General features: G+C 36.5%; 18 protein-coding genes. 4 read left to right on the top strand and 14 right to left on the bottom strand.

The features are described 5' to 3' along the window. Positions 1-251: 251 nt before the first annotated feature. Both J2786_RS13795 and J2786_RS13790 read right to left on the bottom strand, forming a co-directional pair. Positions 252-1,364, bottom strand: a complete 1,113-nt coding sequence (locus J2786_RS13795) for a 5-(carboxyamino)imidazole ribonucleotide synthase (RefSeq protein WP_047434013.1) — start codon at positions 1,362-1,364, stop codon at positions 252-254. Positions 1,365-1,389: 25 nt separating this feature from the next. After that, positions 1,390-1,941, bottom strand: coding sequence for a DUF1543 domain-containing protein (locus J2786_RS13790; RefSeq protein ID WP_047435860.1), 552 nt, complete (start codon positions 1,939-1,941; stop codon positions 1,390-1,392). 97 nt (positions 1,942-2,038) lie between these two features. On the opposite strand from J2786_RS13790, the gene J2786_RS13785 reads away from it, so the two are divergent. Next, on the top strand, positions 2,039-2,869 hold the full coding sequence (locus tag J2786_RS13785; protein WP_047434015.1) for a sulfite exporter TauE/SafE family protein: 831 nt from the start codon (positions 2,039-2,041) through the stop codon (positions 2,867-2,869). Beyond that, on the top strand, positions 2,869-3,252 hold the full coding sequence (locus J2786_RS13780; protein ID WP_034699869.1) for a DUF1634 domain-containing protein: 384 nt from the start codon (positions 2,869-2,871) through the stop codon (positions 3,250-3,252). The genes J2786_RS13785 and J2786_RS13780 overlap by 1 nt, the downstream gene beginning before the upstream one ends. 3 nt (positions 3,253-3,255) lie before the next feature. On the opposite strand, the gene gloA2 is transcribed toward J2786_RS13780, so the two are convergent. Beyond that, positions 3,256-3,633: an SMU1112c/YaeR family gloxylase I-like metalloprotein gene (gene gloA2 / locus J2786_RS13775; protein WP_047435861.1), complete on the bottom strand. Its 378-nt coding sequence runs from the start codon at positions 3,631-3,633 to the stop codon at positions 3,256-3,258. A gap of 22 nt (positions 3,634-3,655) precedes the next feature. Continuing rightward, a complete protein-coding gene (locus J2786_RS13770; RefSeq protein ID WP_047434017.1) occupies positions 3,656-4,096 on the bottom strand; it encodes a nuclear transport factor 2 family protein in 441 nt (146 codons plus the stop codon). A gap of 110 nt (positions 4,097-4,206) precedes the next feature. Here J2786_RS13770 and J2786_RS13765 point away from each other — a divergent pair, with 110 nt between their 5' ends. Next, the gene (locus tag J2786_RS13765; RefSeq protein WP_047434019.1) at positions 4,207-5,289 is read left to right on the top strand and encodes an endonuclease/exonuclease/phosphatase family protein; all 1,083 of its coding nucleotides are present in this window, start codon (positions 4,207-4,209) and stop codon (positions 5,287-5,289) included. Positions 5,290-5,335: 46 nt separating this feature from the next. Here J2786_RS13765 and J2786_RS13760 read toward each other — a convergent pair whose 3' ends face one another. The 10 genes from J2786_RS13760 to J2786_RS13715 all read right to left on the bottom strand — a co-directional run bounded on the left by J2786_RS13760 (position 5,336) and on the right by J2786_RS13715 (position 15,163). Next, positions 5,336-6,394, bottom strand: a complete 1,059-nt coding sequence (locus tag J2786_RS13760; RefSeq protein ID WP_047434020.1) for a diphosphomevalonate decarboxylase — start codon at positions 6,392-6,394, stop codon at positions 5,336-5,338. Between the two features lie 128 nt (positions 6,395-6,522). Continuing rightward, entirely contained in the window at positions 6,523-8,292 is a 1,770-nt protein-coding gene (locus J2786_RS13755) for an AMP-dependent synthetase/ligase (RefSeq protein WP_047434022.1), read from the bottom strand. Then, positions 8,289-9,302 (bottom strand): NAD-dependent epimerase/dehydratase family protein, encoded by a 1,014-nt coding sequence (locus tag J2786_RS13750; protein ID WP_047434024.1) that lies wholly within the window; start codon positions 9,300-9,302, stop codon positions 8,289-8,291. Before J2786_RS13750 ends, J2786_RS13755 begins: the two co-directional genes overlap by 4 nt. 258 nt (positions 9,303-9,560) lie before the next feature. Next, a complete protein-coding gene (locus tag J2786_RS13745; RefSeq protein WP_047434026.1) occupies positions 9,561-10,565 on the bottom strand; it encodes an MvdD family ATP-grasp ribosomal peptide maturase in 1,005 nt (334 codons plus the stop codon). Next, positions 10,558-11,514 (bottom strand): MvdC family ATP-grasp ribosomal peptide maturase, encoded by a 957-nt coding sequence (locus J2786_RS13740; protein WP_047434028.1) that lies wholly within the window; start codon positions 11,512-11,514, stop codon positions 10,558-10,560. The genes J2786_RS13745 and J2786_RS13740 overlap by 8 nt, the downstream gene beginning before the upstream one ends. Positions 11,515-11,587: 73 nt before the next feature. Continuing rightward, positions 11,588-11,812, bottom strand: coding sequence for a microviridin/marinostatin family tricyclic proteinase inhibitor (locus J2786_RS13735; RefSeq protein WP_047434030.1), 225 nt, complete (start codon positions 11,810-11,812; stop codon positions 11,588-11,590). Between the two features lie 53 nt (positions 11,813-11,865). Continuing rightward, entirely contained in the window at positions 11,866-12,102 is a 237-nt protein-coding gene (locus J2786_RS13730) for a microviridin/marinostatin family tricyclic proteinase inhibitor (protein WP_047434032.1), read from the bottom strand. Between the two features lie 116 nt (positions 12,103-12,218). Continuing rightward, entirely contained in the window at positions 12,219-12,998 is a 780-nt protein-coding gene (locus tag J2786_RS13725; protein WP_310025590.1) for an alpha/beta fold hydrolase, read from the bottom strand. A 5-nt stretch (positions 12,999-13,003) separates the two neighbouring features. Beyond that, positions 13,004-13,723 (bottom strand): pyridoxine 5'-phosphate synthase, encoded by a 720-nt coding sequence (locus tag J2786_RS13720; protein ID WP_047434035.1) that lies wholly within the window; start codon positions 13,721-13,723, stop codon positions 13,004-13,006. A 171-nt stretch (positions 13,724-13,894) separates the two neighbouring features. Next, a complete protein-coding gene (locus J2786_RS13715) occupies positions 13,895-15,163 on the bottom strand; it encodes a mechanosensitive ion channel family protein (RefSeq protein WP_047434037.1) in 1,269 nt (422 codons plus the stop codon). 271 nt (positions 15,164-15,434) lie between these two features. On the opposite strand from J2786_RS13715, the gene J2786_RS13710 reads away from it, so the two are divergent. Further along, positions 15,435-16,619 carry a carboxypeptidase-like regulatory domain-containing protein gene (locus tag J2786_RS13710; RefSeq protein WP_047434039.1) on the top strand — a complete coding sequence of 395 codons (1,185 nt, stop codon included), beginning with the start codon at positions 15,435-15,437 and terminating at the stop codon, positions 16,617-16,619. The last annotated feature ends 44 nt before the right edge of the window (positions 16,620-16,663 follow it).

The raw sequence follows: 16,663 nt of genomic DNA, 5'->3' as shown, positions 1-16,663 counted from the left end.
TATCTGAGTACGAATAATTATTTTTAATCAAATTATGAAACAATTTGAGTCATCAATAAGATTGATATAAACAAGATGAATACATTTGGCTTTAACCAAAACTTCTTTTAGGTTTCGGCTAAAGCCAATTGAATTTATAATCATTGATAAACGGGCTAAAGCCCGTTCCTATTGAATTGTTTATTGCACAACATAAAAGGGAGCTGTTTTAATTTTTAAAACAGCTCCCTTTTATTTATTTTAAACTGATATTATTCAGCAATTACTCTTACCATTCCTTTCACCTGTACAAGCTTTTCCATTAGCTCTTCTCTGGAATCAGCAAGAACGTTTATATGCCCCATTTTTCTTCCGGGTTTGGTTTCTGTTTTCCCGTATAAGTGGATGTATGTTTCAGGAAGCTTAAGAACATCTTCCATTCCTTCATAGATTACTTTTCCGGCATATCCTTCTGCTCCAACAAGATTCAGCATTCCGCTGTAAGTAATGGCATCGGTATCCGCTAAAGGTAAATTTTTAACCACACGGTACATTTGCTCAAACTGGGAATTCGTATTTCCTTCCTGGCTCTGATGTCCTGAATTGTGCAGTCTTGGTGCAGTTTCATTCACCCATACTTTCCCTTCTTTATCAAGGAATAATTCGATGGCAAATAATCCCGGAGAGTTTACTGCAGCCAGAAATTTCTCTGTAATGGAATCAATCTGGTTCTGAACATCGTCTGTCAGAAGAACCGGACATACATTGAAGTCTAAAAGATTCAGCTTTGGATCGGCTACCATTTCCGTTACAGGGAAAATATTGGTTTCTCCTTTTTCATTTCTTGCAACAATGACGGAAAGTTCTTTTTCAATGTCTACAAGACTTTCTATAACAGAAGCTTCTGTCCATAGATGTTGATAGTCTTCCTCCGTTTTGATCACCTGCACTCCCTTTCCATCATAACCTCCTGTATTCATCTTCTGAACAAATGGCAGTGGCATAATAATCTTCTCATCACTGTTCCATACCACCTGAAACTCAGGACTTGGAATATCATGAGCTTTATAAAATTCTTTCTGAAGGATTTTTTGCTGGATTGTTTTGATAATATTGGCATTGGGAACCACTTTTATTCCCTGCTTTTCAAGTTCTGCCAATGCATCAGCATTTACGTGTTCTATTTCAATGGTTACAACATCTTTATCTTTTCCGAAGTTCAAAACCGTTTCATAGTCATTGAAATTTCCCTGTGTAAAATACGAGATATTATGACATGGCGCATCAGAAGCCGGATCCAGAGTATAGAACTCATCATCATACTTCAGTGCACTTTGTATCAACATTCTTCCCAGCTGTCCGCCTCCCAGAATTCCTATTTTCATTTTTTATTTTTATTAGATTTACTTCTTATTGAATTTTATCGATTTTTAAATACCCAAGTCCCATTGGGTTTTCCTGATTTTCTGCATCAGATTTTTGAAGAACGATAGAATATTTTTCTTTCATACTGGCAGGAAGAATATCGCTCACATTGAAAATATCATCAATATCCACTCCATGCTTATCATCAATATGGCTTACAGCACCTTCAAACCCCATCGTCTGATAAAATTCGGTAGCTTTTGCTCTTTTTACAATTTCACCCATAGATGGTCCTACCATTAAGTGCTGCTCATGAAATTCTTCAAAGAAACCCGGCTTGTAACCTCCCAGATTCAGAAAAAACAACTGATTTTCTGATGTTTTTTCTCCTTTTTCTACAATTTCCACCGTGTATCCGTCTGCAAATCTTACTTCCTGATAACAATCCAGGTGAATTTTCCCTTCTGCTTCCTTCCAAAATTCTTTCATATCAGGAATCAGATCTTTAAGATTCTCCGCTATTCCGAAGAAAACATCGTGCTGCTCAATATTTCTTCCTTTGGGTGTTGCCCCCAGGATGACATAAAATAATTTCATTACATTTTTCATGCATGCAAAAATACGTTAAATTTATCTTTTTCAAATGTTTGGCAGACTACCACAATAATTTTATATTTGTAGTATTATTTGTAGTATGTCAGAAATTATCATACTCTTCCTTGGCGCAATTTCCGCAGGTCTTTTAGGTTCACTTACGGGTTTAGGAGGAGGAGTCATCATTATTCCTTTATTAACGCTAGGTTTTGGCGTTCCAATGCATTATGCTATCGGCGCTTCACTTATTTCAGTGATCGGAACATCATCCGGTGCAGCTGTAGCTTTTGTAAAAGAAGGTTTTACGAACATGAGAATCGGGATGTTTCTCGAAATAGCCACCACCGCGGGAGCAATTATGGGTGCCCTGGTTTCAGGAATGCTTAACCCTAACACAATTGGAATTATTTTCGCCAGTATTCTTCTTTTAACAGTTATTTTAAATCTTAAAGGGAAACCTGATCACCAGGAACCTCTTATTAAAGGAAGTTTGGAAGAAAAACTGAAATTGTACGGAACATTTCCTGATAAAGGAATATTGAAAAGCTATTCAGCAAGAAATACAGTTCCGGGATTTTTGATGATGATGTTTGCAGGAGCCATGTCCGGACTTTTAGGAATAGGTTCTGGTGCTTTAAAAGTGCTGGCAATGGACAATATGATGAAACTGCCTTTCAAGGTATCTACAACAACCAGTAACTTTATGATTGGGGTAACGGCTGTAGCCAGTGCACTAATCTATTTCCAGAGAGGAGAAATTATTCCTGTGATTGTGGCTCCGGTTTTAATTGGAGTTGTCATCGGAAGTTTTATAGGTTCAAAAACCCTGATGGTATCAAAAACCAAAAAATTAAAAGTATTTTTTGCCATTGTGATTACCATTCTTTCCATTTATATGATGTATAACGGTATCAACAAAAGTTTCAGATAATGAAAAAGAATTTTACAGATGTAGATCTGAACCGTTCGGTAGGAAACCTTCTGAGACTGGGGGTTATTCTGTCTGTGGCTACATCATTGATTGGTTTTATCAAATTATTCTTTGAAGGTTTTAAAATGCCTGAAAAGTATACCAGCCTTGTGGTAGGTACTTCTTCAGAAAAGGTTTGGGGACATTTTTGGGACTCTCTGTGTAAGGGAGAAGGCACAGCTATTATTCAGCTGGGTATTCTTTTGTTGATCTTTACCCCTCTGATGAGAATTGTTTTCGCTTTGATAGGTTATTTAAAAGAAAAAGACTACGTATATGTAGTCATTTCTTCTATTGTTTTAGCGATTATGGCGGTAAGTTTCTTTGCTGGTTACGCTCACTAATTTTTACATTTCATAAAACTCTAACGGCAGCTGATCGGGATCCTGGGTAAAGAAAAATTCTTTTCCTGTGAATTCATCTATTCGGATATCTTCACAGTTTAATCCTTTTCTGATCAGTTCATTTCTTTTTTCCGTAACATTTTCCACCGAGAAAGCGAGATGCCTTAAACCACACGCTTCAGGACGCGACGGACGTTGGGGAGGATGGGGAAAAGAAAACAGCTCAATCACATAATGATCTCCAATTGCCAGATCTAGTTTATAGGATTGTCTTTCCTCCCGGTAAACTTCACGGATGATATTGAGATCTAAAATTTCCGTATAAAATTTCTTTGAAACGGCATAATCTGAACATATGATTGCAATATGGTGAATCTTCATTTTTATATTTAAATTACTTTTATTATTGTATTTCTTTACAGTTATCCTTTCTTCTTGTATCAATAATGTACTGAATCTTCCATTCATTATTCTGCTTTACCAACTGAAAACTATTAGCGCCGCAATGTGACAATTTTCCCTTTAAATAAAAAGAATAAGGAGTAAATACACTTGCCATATTTCCATCCGTATGCACAGCTTCTACCATAATTCTTTCATCCAGATCTCCTTTTGTAAATTTGGAAACCGAAGTGATGAAATCCTGTATGCTGTCACTTTTCACCATACCATCTTTAGTGATGGTCTGCAGCATTGCATCCTCCGCAAAAGCTGATTTTACAAGCTCAGGATCTGCATTTTTCATGCCAAGGAAGAGGTTACGGATAGGTTTTTCAATATCTTTATTCTGCTGTCCGAAGCATGAAATACTTATAAGAACAAGAAATATCATTATTTTATTCATAGTATAGATTTAGATAATTAAAAATAGATAAAATAAAATTTAAATTGATTAACAAATTTTAAAATTCATTTTCCTTAAATTGTGGTCAAAATTATTTCAGAGCTTTTTATATGTGGATTACTTATCTGACTCTGGCCATAGTTCTTCTGGTCATGACATTATTACCAAAAATACAGCATTCCCACTGGATATTCAGGGTTCCGGAATTTGCTAAAATACAGGTCACCTACCTTATATTCTTTACTTTTTTATTAGGATTTTTTACAGATTCTACAGAATATTTCTGGTATTATCAGGGACTTCTGCTGGTCATGTTTATTCATCACGGCCAAACACTGATCAGATACACCCACTTCTATCCTGTAAAAAAGCATAGACAACGCTACAAATCTTCTGATAAACTGCATTTTATTTCTGCCAATGTATATCAGTTCAATAAAGAGTATGAGAAATTCATCGGGCTTGTTAAAAAGCATAACCCGGATTTTTTCATGACTATGGAAAGCAACAGTGACTGGGAGAAAGCAATGAGACCTTTAGAAAAAGAATATGGTTACCAGCACAAAGTGACTCTTGAAAACACCTATGGCATGCATTTTTATTCAAGAGTGGAGATTAAGGAAGCGAAAACCCATTATTTTGTGGCTGATGATATCCCGAGTATTGAGATCCATATGAAAACTACTGATGATTTTTCTTTTGTTTTCTTCGGGGTTCACCCGCCGCCGCCAAGTCCTACGGAAGAGGAGACTTCAAAGGAAAGAGACGGTGATCTTTTAAGTACTGCCAAACGTGTAAAAGACATCAAAAAACCTGTTATTGTTGTAGGAGACTTTAATAATGTTGCATGGTCAAGATCATCTGTACTTTTCAGAAAAACAAGCCATCTGATAGATCCGAGGGTCGGGCACTCTTTCGTTTCTACCTTCCATGCGAAATACCGTCTTTTAAGATTTCCTATCGATCTGATGTTTCATAGTGAAGATATTTTTATTAAACAGCTGAAGACATTGGAAAATTTTGGATCGGACCACCTTCCGGTATACTGCGAGTTTTTTATAGACCATCACAATGATGAGCAGGAAGATTTGATTGAAACAGCAACTTCCGAAGAGAAAGCAGAAGCCGAAATCATGATCGAGGAAGGAAAGAAAGAAGATGGAGAACGTGAAACTGTGGTTACTGAAGATTAATAAAAAAAGTGGGCTAAAGCCCACTCGTATTGAATATTATTTAATTTTAAAATTTCATTATATCCTTCACTACTCCATTTTTCTGGGTGTGTTGTAATAATTCAGCTTCGATGAAAGTTTTAATCTGTTCTTCAGAGCCATTGTTCGGGAAGAGAAGATGAACATTAGCTCCTGCATCCAGCGTAAAGAATAAAGGAAGTCCGGTCTCTCTTCTGAACTCCCAGATTTTGTTGATGACTTCCAAAGTACCTGTTTTCATAAGGATAAAAGCCGGATCGCTCATCATCATCATCGCATGCAGTGTAAGTGCTTCATGCTCTACCAGCTTGATAAAGCTTTCCATGTCACCGTTTTTCAGGATTTCTTTCATCGGAACAAAGTTTTCCCTTGCTTCCTGGAATCTCCTTTCTGCATAAGGATTCGTATTCATCAACCCGTGTCCTACGGTTGAAGAAACACTTTTCTGCCCTTCATGGATCAATAAAACCCAGTCGTTAAAATTCCTAAATATTTCATGAACTTCAGCATCAGGATATTGTACTCCAAACAAATCTGAACTTCCTTCTATCTCATCAGTCTCTCCCCACACCACAAGTCCGTTGTATAGACTTCTGCATGCGCTTCCACTTCCAAGTCTTGCTAAGAATGAAGCTTTTCTTAAAGATTCTTCTTCAGATGTTTTTTCTGTAAATGAAGAATCTAATGCCATCAGACATTTTGCAATGGCTCCAAATCCTGAAGCTGAACTTGCAATCCCAGAACTATGAGGGAAAGTATTTTCTGTTCTGATTACATATTTCCCTTTTAGAATCCAGGGAAGATACTGCTCTATATTTCTGAAATATTTTTCAATTTTTTCGGCAAATTTCACTTCTTCGTTTCCAGCCAGGAAAGTCTGTACTGAAAAAGTTTCATTTGCAATAAACTCCATTGAGGTATTAGTTTTACAATGGTTTAAAGTATAGCTGATACTTGGATTAGCAGGAATCTGATCTGCATATTTCCCCCAGTATTTAATAAGGGCAATATTAGACGGACAGCTTTCTGAAACCGTTTGTGTATGAATGGTGAAATTTTCTTTTCCTATAAAATCTTGTGTCGTCATAGTTTAATTTAAGTCATTATTTGAACCACCCCGGCAAAAATTCTTTGAATTTTTGCCACCTCTCCTAGGGAGGGGAAGTTTCACATCTTCAGTTGTAATTGAAGTGAAAATAGGAGGTCAAAAAAATTTTAATACATCTTCTCTATAATATCTGCATATTTCTTGATCACTACGTTTCTTTTGACTTTCAAAGTCGGAGTAATTTCTCCTGTATTGATGTCAAATTCTGCTGGCATCAAAGTGAATTTCTTCACTTTCTCATAGTCTGCCAGATGGCTCTGAAGTTCTTTGATTTTTTCTTTGTAAAGATCAATGACTTTCTCATTTTTTACAGCATCTTGCCAGGTGGTAAACGGAATATTATTTTTCTTAATATAATCCTGTAAAAACTCAAAATTAGGGACAATCAATGCTGAAACAAACTGTCTGCCTTCTGCAATCAGCATAATCTGCTGGATAAAATTATTGTTGGTCAAAAGGTTTTCGATCTGTTGCGGAGCAATGTATTTTCCGTTGGAAGTTTTCATCAGATCTTTGATTCTGTCTGTAATGATCAGGTTTCCTTTGTCATCAAACTTTCCTGCATCGCCAGTTTTGAACCATCCGTCTTCTGTGAATACTTTGCGGGTTTCTTCAGGCTTATTGTAATAGCCTTTCATGATTCCGTTACCTTTGGCCTGAATCTCATCATTTTCTCCGATACGCATTTCTACTCCCGGAAGTGGTTTTCCGCTCGTACCATGTTCAAAGTGAGTGAGAGGGAAAAGCGTTAATGTTGCTGTAGTTTCCGTTAATCCATACCCAACAGTTACATGAATTCCTACTGATTCAAAGAAACGGGTAACTTCCGGTGATAATGAAGCTCCACCACAAGGCAGGAACCACAGTCTTCCACCCATTTTATTTTTAATTTTACTGAAAACCAGCATATCAGCTACAGATTCTTTGAATTTTAATCCAAAAGGAACCGATTTTTCATTTCTTCTTAATTCTGCGGTTTCCCATCCGGTTTTAAGTGCCCAGTCGAAGATCTTTTTCTTCAATGATGATCCTTCTTCCGCTTTTTCAAGAACTCCGGCATATACTTTCTGGAAAAATCTTGGTACGGCACACATAGCAGTAGGTTTAACTTCTTCCAGTGCCTTGGCTACATTTTTAGGATCTTCAAGGAAATACACACGGGCTCCTCCGTATAAACAAAGTAAGCTCCAGCTTCTTTCAAACACATGGCTTAAAGGTAAGAATGCTAATGAAAGTTCTTCTTCAAAGTTTTTAAACTTAAAAAACTCAAAGTGCGAATCAAATGCCTTAATGAAATTTCCATGGGTAAGCATCACTCCCTTAGGAATTCCGGTAGTTCCGGAAGTATAGATCAATGTGGCTGTATCATCATTTTCTTTCTGACAGATCTCAAGCTCAGATGAAGCTTTTGCAATAAAATCTTCAAGATAAAAACTGTTGAATTCTTTCTTGATCCACACTGCTTTTTTGGAAACAATAATAGTTTCCAGATTATTTTCTTCTTTATGTAAAAACTCAAGACAGGCATCATACTGCATCTGATTTCCTACTAAAACTGCTTTAGCTCCGGAATCGTTGATGATATGTTCTGCCTGCTCAGCATTATTGGTAGAATAAATAGGCACAGTAACAGCACCAATCGCCAGAGAAGCAAGATCCATGATCATCCATTCTGATGAATTATCTGAATAAATAGCGACTCTGTCATTCTCCTGAACTCCGGATTCTTTTAAAGCATTGGCTGTTTTAAAAATAATCTCACTGAATTTTTTCCAGCTCAGCTCTTTCCATGCTCCCTCTTTCTTTTTAAATCCGATGGCTGCTTTTATAGGATGTTTTTCTACATTTTTAAGGATAATTGCCTCTGCAAGATTCATTTCTTCAGCTTTTTGTCGTTAATATAATTGTTCAGGTGAAAGTCTATGCTTTCTTTTACAGAAATAAACTGATAGTTCAGTTTTTCTTTGACTTTGTGATTGGAAATGGTGTTGAATGAAGAGATGGCCTCAATATTTGATTTGGTGACCATTTTCAGTTTTGGAATCAGCCATCCGAATAGAGCGTTGGCTATTCTTCCGATATTGAGTACAGATTGGGAAAGAATTCTGGCATCTTTAAGTCCCAATCGGGTTCTTACCTGTCTGGCAAGGTCTGCATATCTGTTATTTTCAGCAACAATGATAAAACGTTCTCCGAAAAGATTATTTTCCATCAGTCCGATGGCAGTATTGGCTACGTCCCTTACATCAACATAAGCAGATCCGCCTGAAAAGGTAAAACTGTTGTCTTCGAAGGTTGAGAAAAGTTCACCGCTGCTTTGGCTCCAGTTTCCGCTTCCTATAATCATTCCAGGATTGATGATCACCACGTTCAGGCCTTCTGCTGACGCTCTCCAGGCTTCCATTTCTGATAAATGTTTAGAAATAGCGTATGCAGAGTGTTCCAGTTTCGGATTAAAGTCAGAATCTTCGTCCAGTTCTCCTTTTTCATTAAAATTATCCAGAACGGCAACAGAACTTACATGGAGAAATTTTTTAACATCTGATCCTTCACAGGCAAACAAAAGATTTTCTGTACCCTTGATGTTGGTATGGTACATTTCTTTTTCATCTTTCGGATGAAAACTCACTTTTGCAGCACAGTGATACACCTCATCTACACCTTGCAGTGCAATTTTTAAAGAATCGAGATCATCAAAATCTACGTTGATCCATTCAATTTTATTGAAAAAATCGTCAGGATTCTCCGTATAAAAGCTGTATGAATGCTTTACTTCGTTTAAATTGCTGCCAGGTCTTTTGGAAGCACGTACATTTTTACCTCTTTTAAGAAGTTCCAGTACAATTATTCTTCCCAGAATTCCGGTAGCACCCGTTACAAAAATCATTAATTATTTACTTGATTGCTGACTAAAATATAACAATATTTTCTATCCGGCAATTCTTCCGGATCGGTAAAAATTCTTTAGAAAAACCGTTTTTGCAAATTTGCGATTTTTAAAGCATAATTCAACTTAATTTAACCAATATTATCATTCTTACTACAACAAAACGGAAAATTTTAATTCCAACAGATTATCCAACTTAAAAGTCCTGAAAGAATTGATAACTTTCAGGACTTTTTATATTTTAAAATTCTTTACAGCTTAAGCCATTACCTCATTATTCCTTCTTGGAGCTTTATCACAGAGAACATCTGCAATGCTTTTAGAAATAAGGTTTCCTTCTGTAAGATTATCCAGCCAGAAGAATTCTCCTGCCGCATTGATTTCGATAAAATAATATTCGTCCTCAGGAGAAACAATCATATCTATAGCGCCATAATCTACATTATAAATATCAAGCAATTCAAGCAGTTTTGCTTCCACATCTGCCGGAAGTTCTGTTCTGTTCCATTTATCAATAAGATTAACGCCGTCTTTTCTCCAGTCTACTTTGGCATCCTCAGACTGTTGGGAATCTATTTCGAATGCATACACATCTCTTCCCACAATGGTAATACGAAGCTCTTTTTTCTTCTGAATCATCTGCTGAAACTGCATAGGACAGTACAATAATGAATCCAGCTCCTCCAGTTTATCTTCGCCCACAACGTTTGTAAACACTACATTTTCAACACCGTCTTCATAAATAGCAAAACCGGTTTGCATTTTAGCCACCACATTTTGATGCTTTATAATAAATTTCCTTGCCTCATCAGGGTTATTGGTAAGGCAGGTCGCAGGAATGGTCAGCCCTAATTTATCTGCAATTTTCAACTGTTCTTCTTTGCTGTCGAGTCTTCTGTAAACACTTGGCTTTCCTAAAGAATAAACATCCACAGATTCAAAGAAACCAAAAAGGGTATTTCTGATTTCTCCCATAGCCGCACCGTAAAATTTAGAGTCCATTTCTTCCTTTAAGCCTTTTCCGATGTTATAAGCTCTTCTGTACCAGATGGCAGAAATATCGTCCAAACGATGTTTTGTTTCAGGAGTCTCAAGGTAACTTACCCATTCTCCATCCTGGAAAATAGTGGATAGTTTGTTTTGTAACGGATAAACATCTACATCAAAGCGAATAACTTCACAATTATTTTTTTCAATGTATTCTGTTACTTTTTCGATGGAAAAGTTATCTGCGGTATGGGTGATAATTAAAATTTTATTCATGGAAATTAATTCTTTTGATAAGGTTGTCGGCAATTCTTTCTGCGATGGGAAATCCCAGCTCTTTCTGAAGCATTCCCCACTCTCCCTGTGGATTGACTTCAAGGAAATAATATTTTCCGTCTCTTCCTTTGATCATATCGATCGCCCCGATATAAAGTCCCATTTCTTTCATCATGGAAGTAAGATTGGCTTTTACAGCATCAGGTAATTCATAAGCTTCCCAGAAATAGCCGTCACGAGCTACTCTCCAGTCTGCATTTTCACTGTTATTGATTTTTCCTGTGAAGAACTCACCGTCTACATACACAATTCGTAATTCGTATTCTTTGTCGATGTAGGGTTGAAAAATCATCGGACAGTAAGCAATATCTGAAAGGTGTTCCAGGGACTCTTCCTCAATGACTGTAGTGGAAATCATGTTTTCTCCTGACATTGTTTTTGCTGTAACTCCGTGAAGCTTTGCAATGGCTTTTCCCTGGCAGTACTGATGGAAAAATGTTGTTATTTTTTCTTCATCATTGGAAAAAATGGTTTTGGGAATGGTTAAGTTATTTCTTTGTGCAATTTTCAGCTGAAATATTTTATTTCCATCTATTTTTTTTTCATTTTCATAAGGGTTGATCCAGGGAATATGTTCTAAAGCGGTCATCAGGTTATACCGAAGGCTACCATACTCGTTGAGAAAGATTTTTTCGTAATCCTGATCCAGTTCTTCGGGAGCAGTGATCCTCCATGCCTTCCTGTGCCATACACCTTTTATAGTGTCGGAATGGATCGTATTTCCCTGCTCGTCCGTCAATTCAAATGAATCCTCATGAATACTGATTTTCTGAAGGTGATTCAGGCGGTCAGAATTCAATCTGAAATAAGGGATATTTTGGGAGTTCAGGTATTCGAAAAAGAGATCAATATTATAAAAATCCTGTGAATGAGTGATGCAGAGAATCATTTGCCGGTTTTATTAAAAAGGGAAACTTATTATTTAAGTTCCCCTACTATTTTATTTAATATTCTTTCTGATTTTACATTGGAAGAGTGATTGTATCATCATCACCGTCAGAAGGATATTTCAGCGTGTGCATCATATCGTCTTTTGGAGAAGTTACGGTATCTATTGCTGGCTTTGTGATCAAATCTCTTTCAGCAAGGGTGATATCACTTCCTCCTTTTACCGTTTCCGGATCTTTTACCTGTTTTTCCAAGAATGATGCGAAAAACGGCTTCTTCTTTGAGTTGTTGCTTTTCATAATGTTTTAGTTTTGGTTTGATATATAATTGAGCTTAAGCTGTGTTATATTTCTTATGCTTCTAAAACATCCTCGTCACCGTCAGAAGGATATTTCATTGTTACATTGTCATTGTCAGGCTTTGTAACATTATCCCTAATAGGAGTCGTGATCTGATCCTGAAGAGATGTAGTAATCTGATCTGCCAATACAGAAGTAATACCTCCTCCTTTTACTGTTTCAGGGTCTTTAACCTGTTTTTCTAAGAATGACGCAAAAAATGGCTTCTTTTTTGAATTTTTGTTTTCCATAAGTTAATATTTTTATTGTTTTTTGAAAATCCAAAGTACAAAAAATTCAAATCATGGAGAAATAATATCACGTTTTAATAAAAATTTAACATAATATTAAAAATACAAGGATAAAATTAATTCAAACCAAGAAACTGCTTAACAACATTTGCGAAATCAACCGGATTTTCTGCCTGCACCCAATGTCCTGCATTCTGTACCGTTACTATTTTAGCTTTAGGAAACTGCTGCTTGATCCCGAATTCATCCTGTGGTAGAATGTAATTAGATTTTGATCCGGCTATAAACAATGTATCTCCTTCAAAAACTCCGAATTTAATTGCATTGGATACAAATTCCGTATATTTTTCAGATAACGTTTTAAGATTAAATCTCCAGCCCAGTTTTTTATTGTCATCCCAATACAGGTTTTTCGTTAAAAACTGCACCGTAGATCTTTCCGGAATATATTGGTTCAGAACAGCTTCTACTTCATTTCTTGAAGTTACCGTATTAAAATCAACCGTTTCCAGCGCTTTGATGATCCCCTGATGATGCGGCGGATATGCTTTAAGTGAAATATCCACAACAATCAGCTTTTCAACACGCTCAGGGTATTTTACAGCAAACTGCATGACTGCTTTTCCTCCTAATGAATGTCCCAGAACATGAGCTTTCTGAATACCATAATGATCCATATAACGGGCAATATCATCTGCCAGATCATCATGAGACATGCTTTCCGAATGAAAGCTTCTGCCATGGTTTCTAAGGTCGATAAGATGTACCGGAAGATATTCTCCCAGATCTTTTCCAAAACTTCCCCAGTTATCGAGCATTCCGAACAGTCCGTGAAATACAAGAAGCGGCGTATTGCTTAGATTTTCGCCGAATATTTTTGAGTTTAAGATTTCCATATTTTTTACCATTTTGCCAGTCTCTTCAAATAAGCCTGAACCGTATTTTCCAATCCCATATAAAGCGCTTCTGATACCAAAGCATGGCCGATAGATACTTCCAAGAGATTCGGAATAGTATCAGCAAAATATTTCAGATTTTCTAAACTAAGATCGTGCCCGGCATTGATTCCCAATCCGAAATTGGTAGCTTCCACAGCTGTATCGTAGTAAGGCTTTATGGCCTGTTCTTTATTGATGAGATAATTTTTTGCGTAAGCTTCTGTATATAATTCAATTCTGTCTGCGCCTGTTTTGGCAGCATATTCTACAAGCTCCGGCAGAGGATCCAGGAAAACGGAAGTACGGATTCCTGCTTTTTTAAATTCTGCAATGATGTCTGTAAGGTAATCAAGATGTTTTCTGGTATCCCAACCTGCATTGGATGTAATAGCATCATCAGCATCCGGTACAAGAGTCACCTGTTCAGGCTTCACTTCCAATACCATGTCAATAAAATCCTGATGAGGATTTCCTTCAATATTAAACTCAGTCGTAACCAACGGCTTCAGATCATAGACATCTTTTCTTGTGATATGCCTTTCATCAGGTCTTGGGTGAATGGTAATTCCCTGTCCTCCGAATTCCTGAATTTTTACAGCAGCTTCTGTAACACTTGGGGTTTCTCCTCCTCTTGCATTTCTTAACGTCGCAATTTTATTAATGTTTACGCTTAGTTTTGTCATTTTTTATTTAGATGTTAGATATAAGATGCTAGAAGCTGGAAGCATGGAGCCGGAAGTAAATCCAGACTTTGTACTTCTATTGGTCTTCCACATTTATGATCATTTAAAAATTTAATTTAAAATTAGTTTAAAAGGTATGAAACCTTCAGTTTATCTTTTTGCCTCTTGTTTCTATACTTTCACACTGACCTGCATTACCTGAAGTTCAAATTCTTTTGAAGCCACTAATAAATGGTCAAAAATATCTGCCTGTATCTGCTCGAAACGCTCCCATTTGGAATCATTGGCAAAGCAATATACTTCAAGAGGTAACCCTTGCGGGGTAATATCCAGCTGACGAACCATTCTGGTTCCGTTTTTATCGATATCGGGATCATTTTCAATATATTTCTGTGCATAATACCTGAAAACACCGATATTCGTAAGCTGCCTTCCATTCACAATTTTATCTTTATGCTCAAGGCTTTCCTTTTCTTTTTTAATCTCTGATGTTCTTTCTTCCAGATAATCAGAAATAAGGTTTATTTCTTTTAAGCGTTCAACATCTTCGTCCGTCAGAAACTTAAAAGAATTGATATTAAAGTAGATTGATTTTTTTATTCTTCGGGTATTAGACTCAGACATCACCTGCATATTCTTGATCTCAGTAGTCATCAAATCATAGGTTGGAATTGTAGAAACCGTTTTATCGAAATTGGTAATTTTGGTTGTCAGAAGGTTGATCTCTGTGATATTTCCTTCAATGCTGTATTTGGGAATACTTACCCAATCTCCTACTTTTAAATTTTTGGAAGTGGCAACATGAAGACCTGTTACAAACCCCAGAATAGTATCTCTGAAAACCAATACCAGAACAGCTGTAATGGCCCCCAGACTTCCTACAATAGTGGTTCCTTTGATCCCGAAAATCACACAAAGTCCTACTACTGTAAATATGAAGAGTCCTAAGATTTTTACGGTTTCTGAGATGGCATTAAGCGCCATTATCTTATAGAAATCCTGTTTGATGCTGAAATAATTTCTGAAAGCTGTCAACGATCTGTAGAGCATTCCTGCCAGTATCAATACCAGTCCAAGATTGATACATCTTATAATAAAAATGGTGGTCTTCGGCAATGCATTTTCCGGAAATATAGATCCCTGAATACCGGCAACTGCAATCAAAGCTGCAAAATGAGCTACGGAGTTGGTGATTTTGGCCTGATAAATAGATTTTACAATAGGAAATTTCTCTTCATTATGAAATAACCTGAAGACAGAATTAATGATGAATTTAAAAACAAAATCAGTAATAAAAAACAGAACAAGAAGTAAGCTCAGTTTTACAATAATATGAAAAACCCAGTCCAGCCCGGTTGGTGAAATCCGGGTGATATAGAGGTACAGCTGCTCACTAAGCTCTTGTATAAAATTTTTGGTTTCTTGTAACTGGTCATTCATTACAGCAAATTTATGAAATTAAGAATCATCATTTTACTATTCACAATCAATTTTCATCCCAAAAAGTATTAAAGGGAAAATTTTGTACAAAATAAAATCACGGATCCGGCTTACAATATCAAATCTACTACAACCCTTGATTATAAATGAAAAATTAACTACAAATAGCTAGTTTAAGTAAAAAACATTAAAATAAAATACATTTTAAATGTTTTAATATTAAAAATGTATTAAATTTGGTTAAAACTAAACCCATCAAAACCAATTAAATATGAAACAAAATTACCTGTTCATCATGCTGTGCAGCCTTGTACTGCTAGTCGATTGTAAAAACGGTGATGACTCAACCAACCCGGAAGTTTCCAAAACGGTACCCACCGGAACTGTAGAAGGCAAAGTATTTGCTAAAAACGGAACAAAACCTATTGGTGGTGCTACTGTATTCACTATTGACAGTAAAAATCAGGTTTACCACACGTATTCCAATGCAGATGGCTCATTCAGTCTGACTGCTCCTGAAGGAAATACAATCCTTCACATCCAGACCGGTAATGGTCTTAATTTCAGAACTGAAATTCCTATTACAGTTAATAAAAATGAAACAACCAGTGTTGCCAGCAAAGATTCCAAACTGAATCAGATTGCAAAAATAGCTTATGTAGAAGGCAGCTATGATGAAATAGAGTCTATTATTACTAATCTTGGTTATGTCGCAACAGAAATTTCATATCAGGATTTAAAAAATTTCAATACTATTTCTCAATATGACATTATTTTCCTGAATTGCGGTTCACGTAACTTTAATTACTCAGGAACCAACACACCGAGTAACGACCTTTCTATTTTCAGTAATCTCTCTACTTTTATCACAAATGGCGGAAGTATTTATACTTCAGACTGGGCTGCTGCCTATCTGGTAGGTGGGGATAAAAATGCTCCGTACTGTGGTGTTTATGGAGGTTTTCTGGATCTTACAAAGATATGCTTTAATACCAATGGTAATAGTGCAATGTATAACAACTGCAGCGTTTCCAATGCTGCTATGGCTTCAGCAATAGGATTTAGCACATTAGATATTCAGTATGATCAACCTTTGTGGCAAAAAATCCAGCATTATGATCCTTCGTTCTGGGAAGTACTGGTACAGAAAGATAATGAACCATTGATGATAAGAACCAATAAGTATGTCAATGCAACAGCTCCTAAAACACCTGTGGGGACATCGTTAAACAATAATCAGATGACTATCTGCCATCATACGGCAAATGGCAACAATATTACCATTACCATTAATCAGAATGCATGGAACGCTCACCAGGCGCATGGTGATTATGTAGGATCATGCTCAGCAACTACCAGCAGTGGAAATATCTACTATACCACATTCCATAACCACGCCAGTGGAAATATCGGTAAATCAGGACCGATTCTGGAATACGTAATCTTAAATTTGTAATAAAATTTTATAACTCAGTTCTCAAAGTGGCTTTTTATAAGGCC

Origin of the sequence: Chryseobacterium vietnamense (assembly GCF_031454475.1) — a bacterium.
GTDB lineage: Bacteria > Bacteroidota > Bacteroidia > Flavobacteriales > Weeksellaceae > Chryseobacterium > Chryseobacterium vietnamense.
The sequence above is the reverse complement of the archived record's forward strand: the minus strand, read 5'-3'. Positions and strand labels throughout refer to the sequence as shown.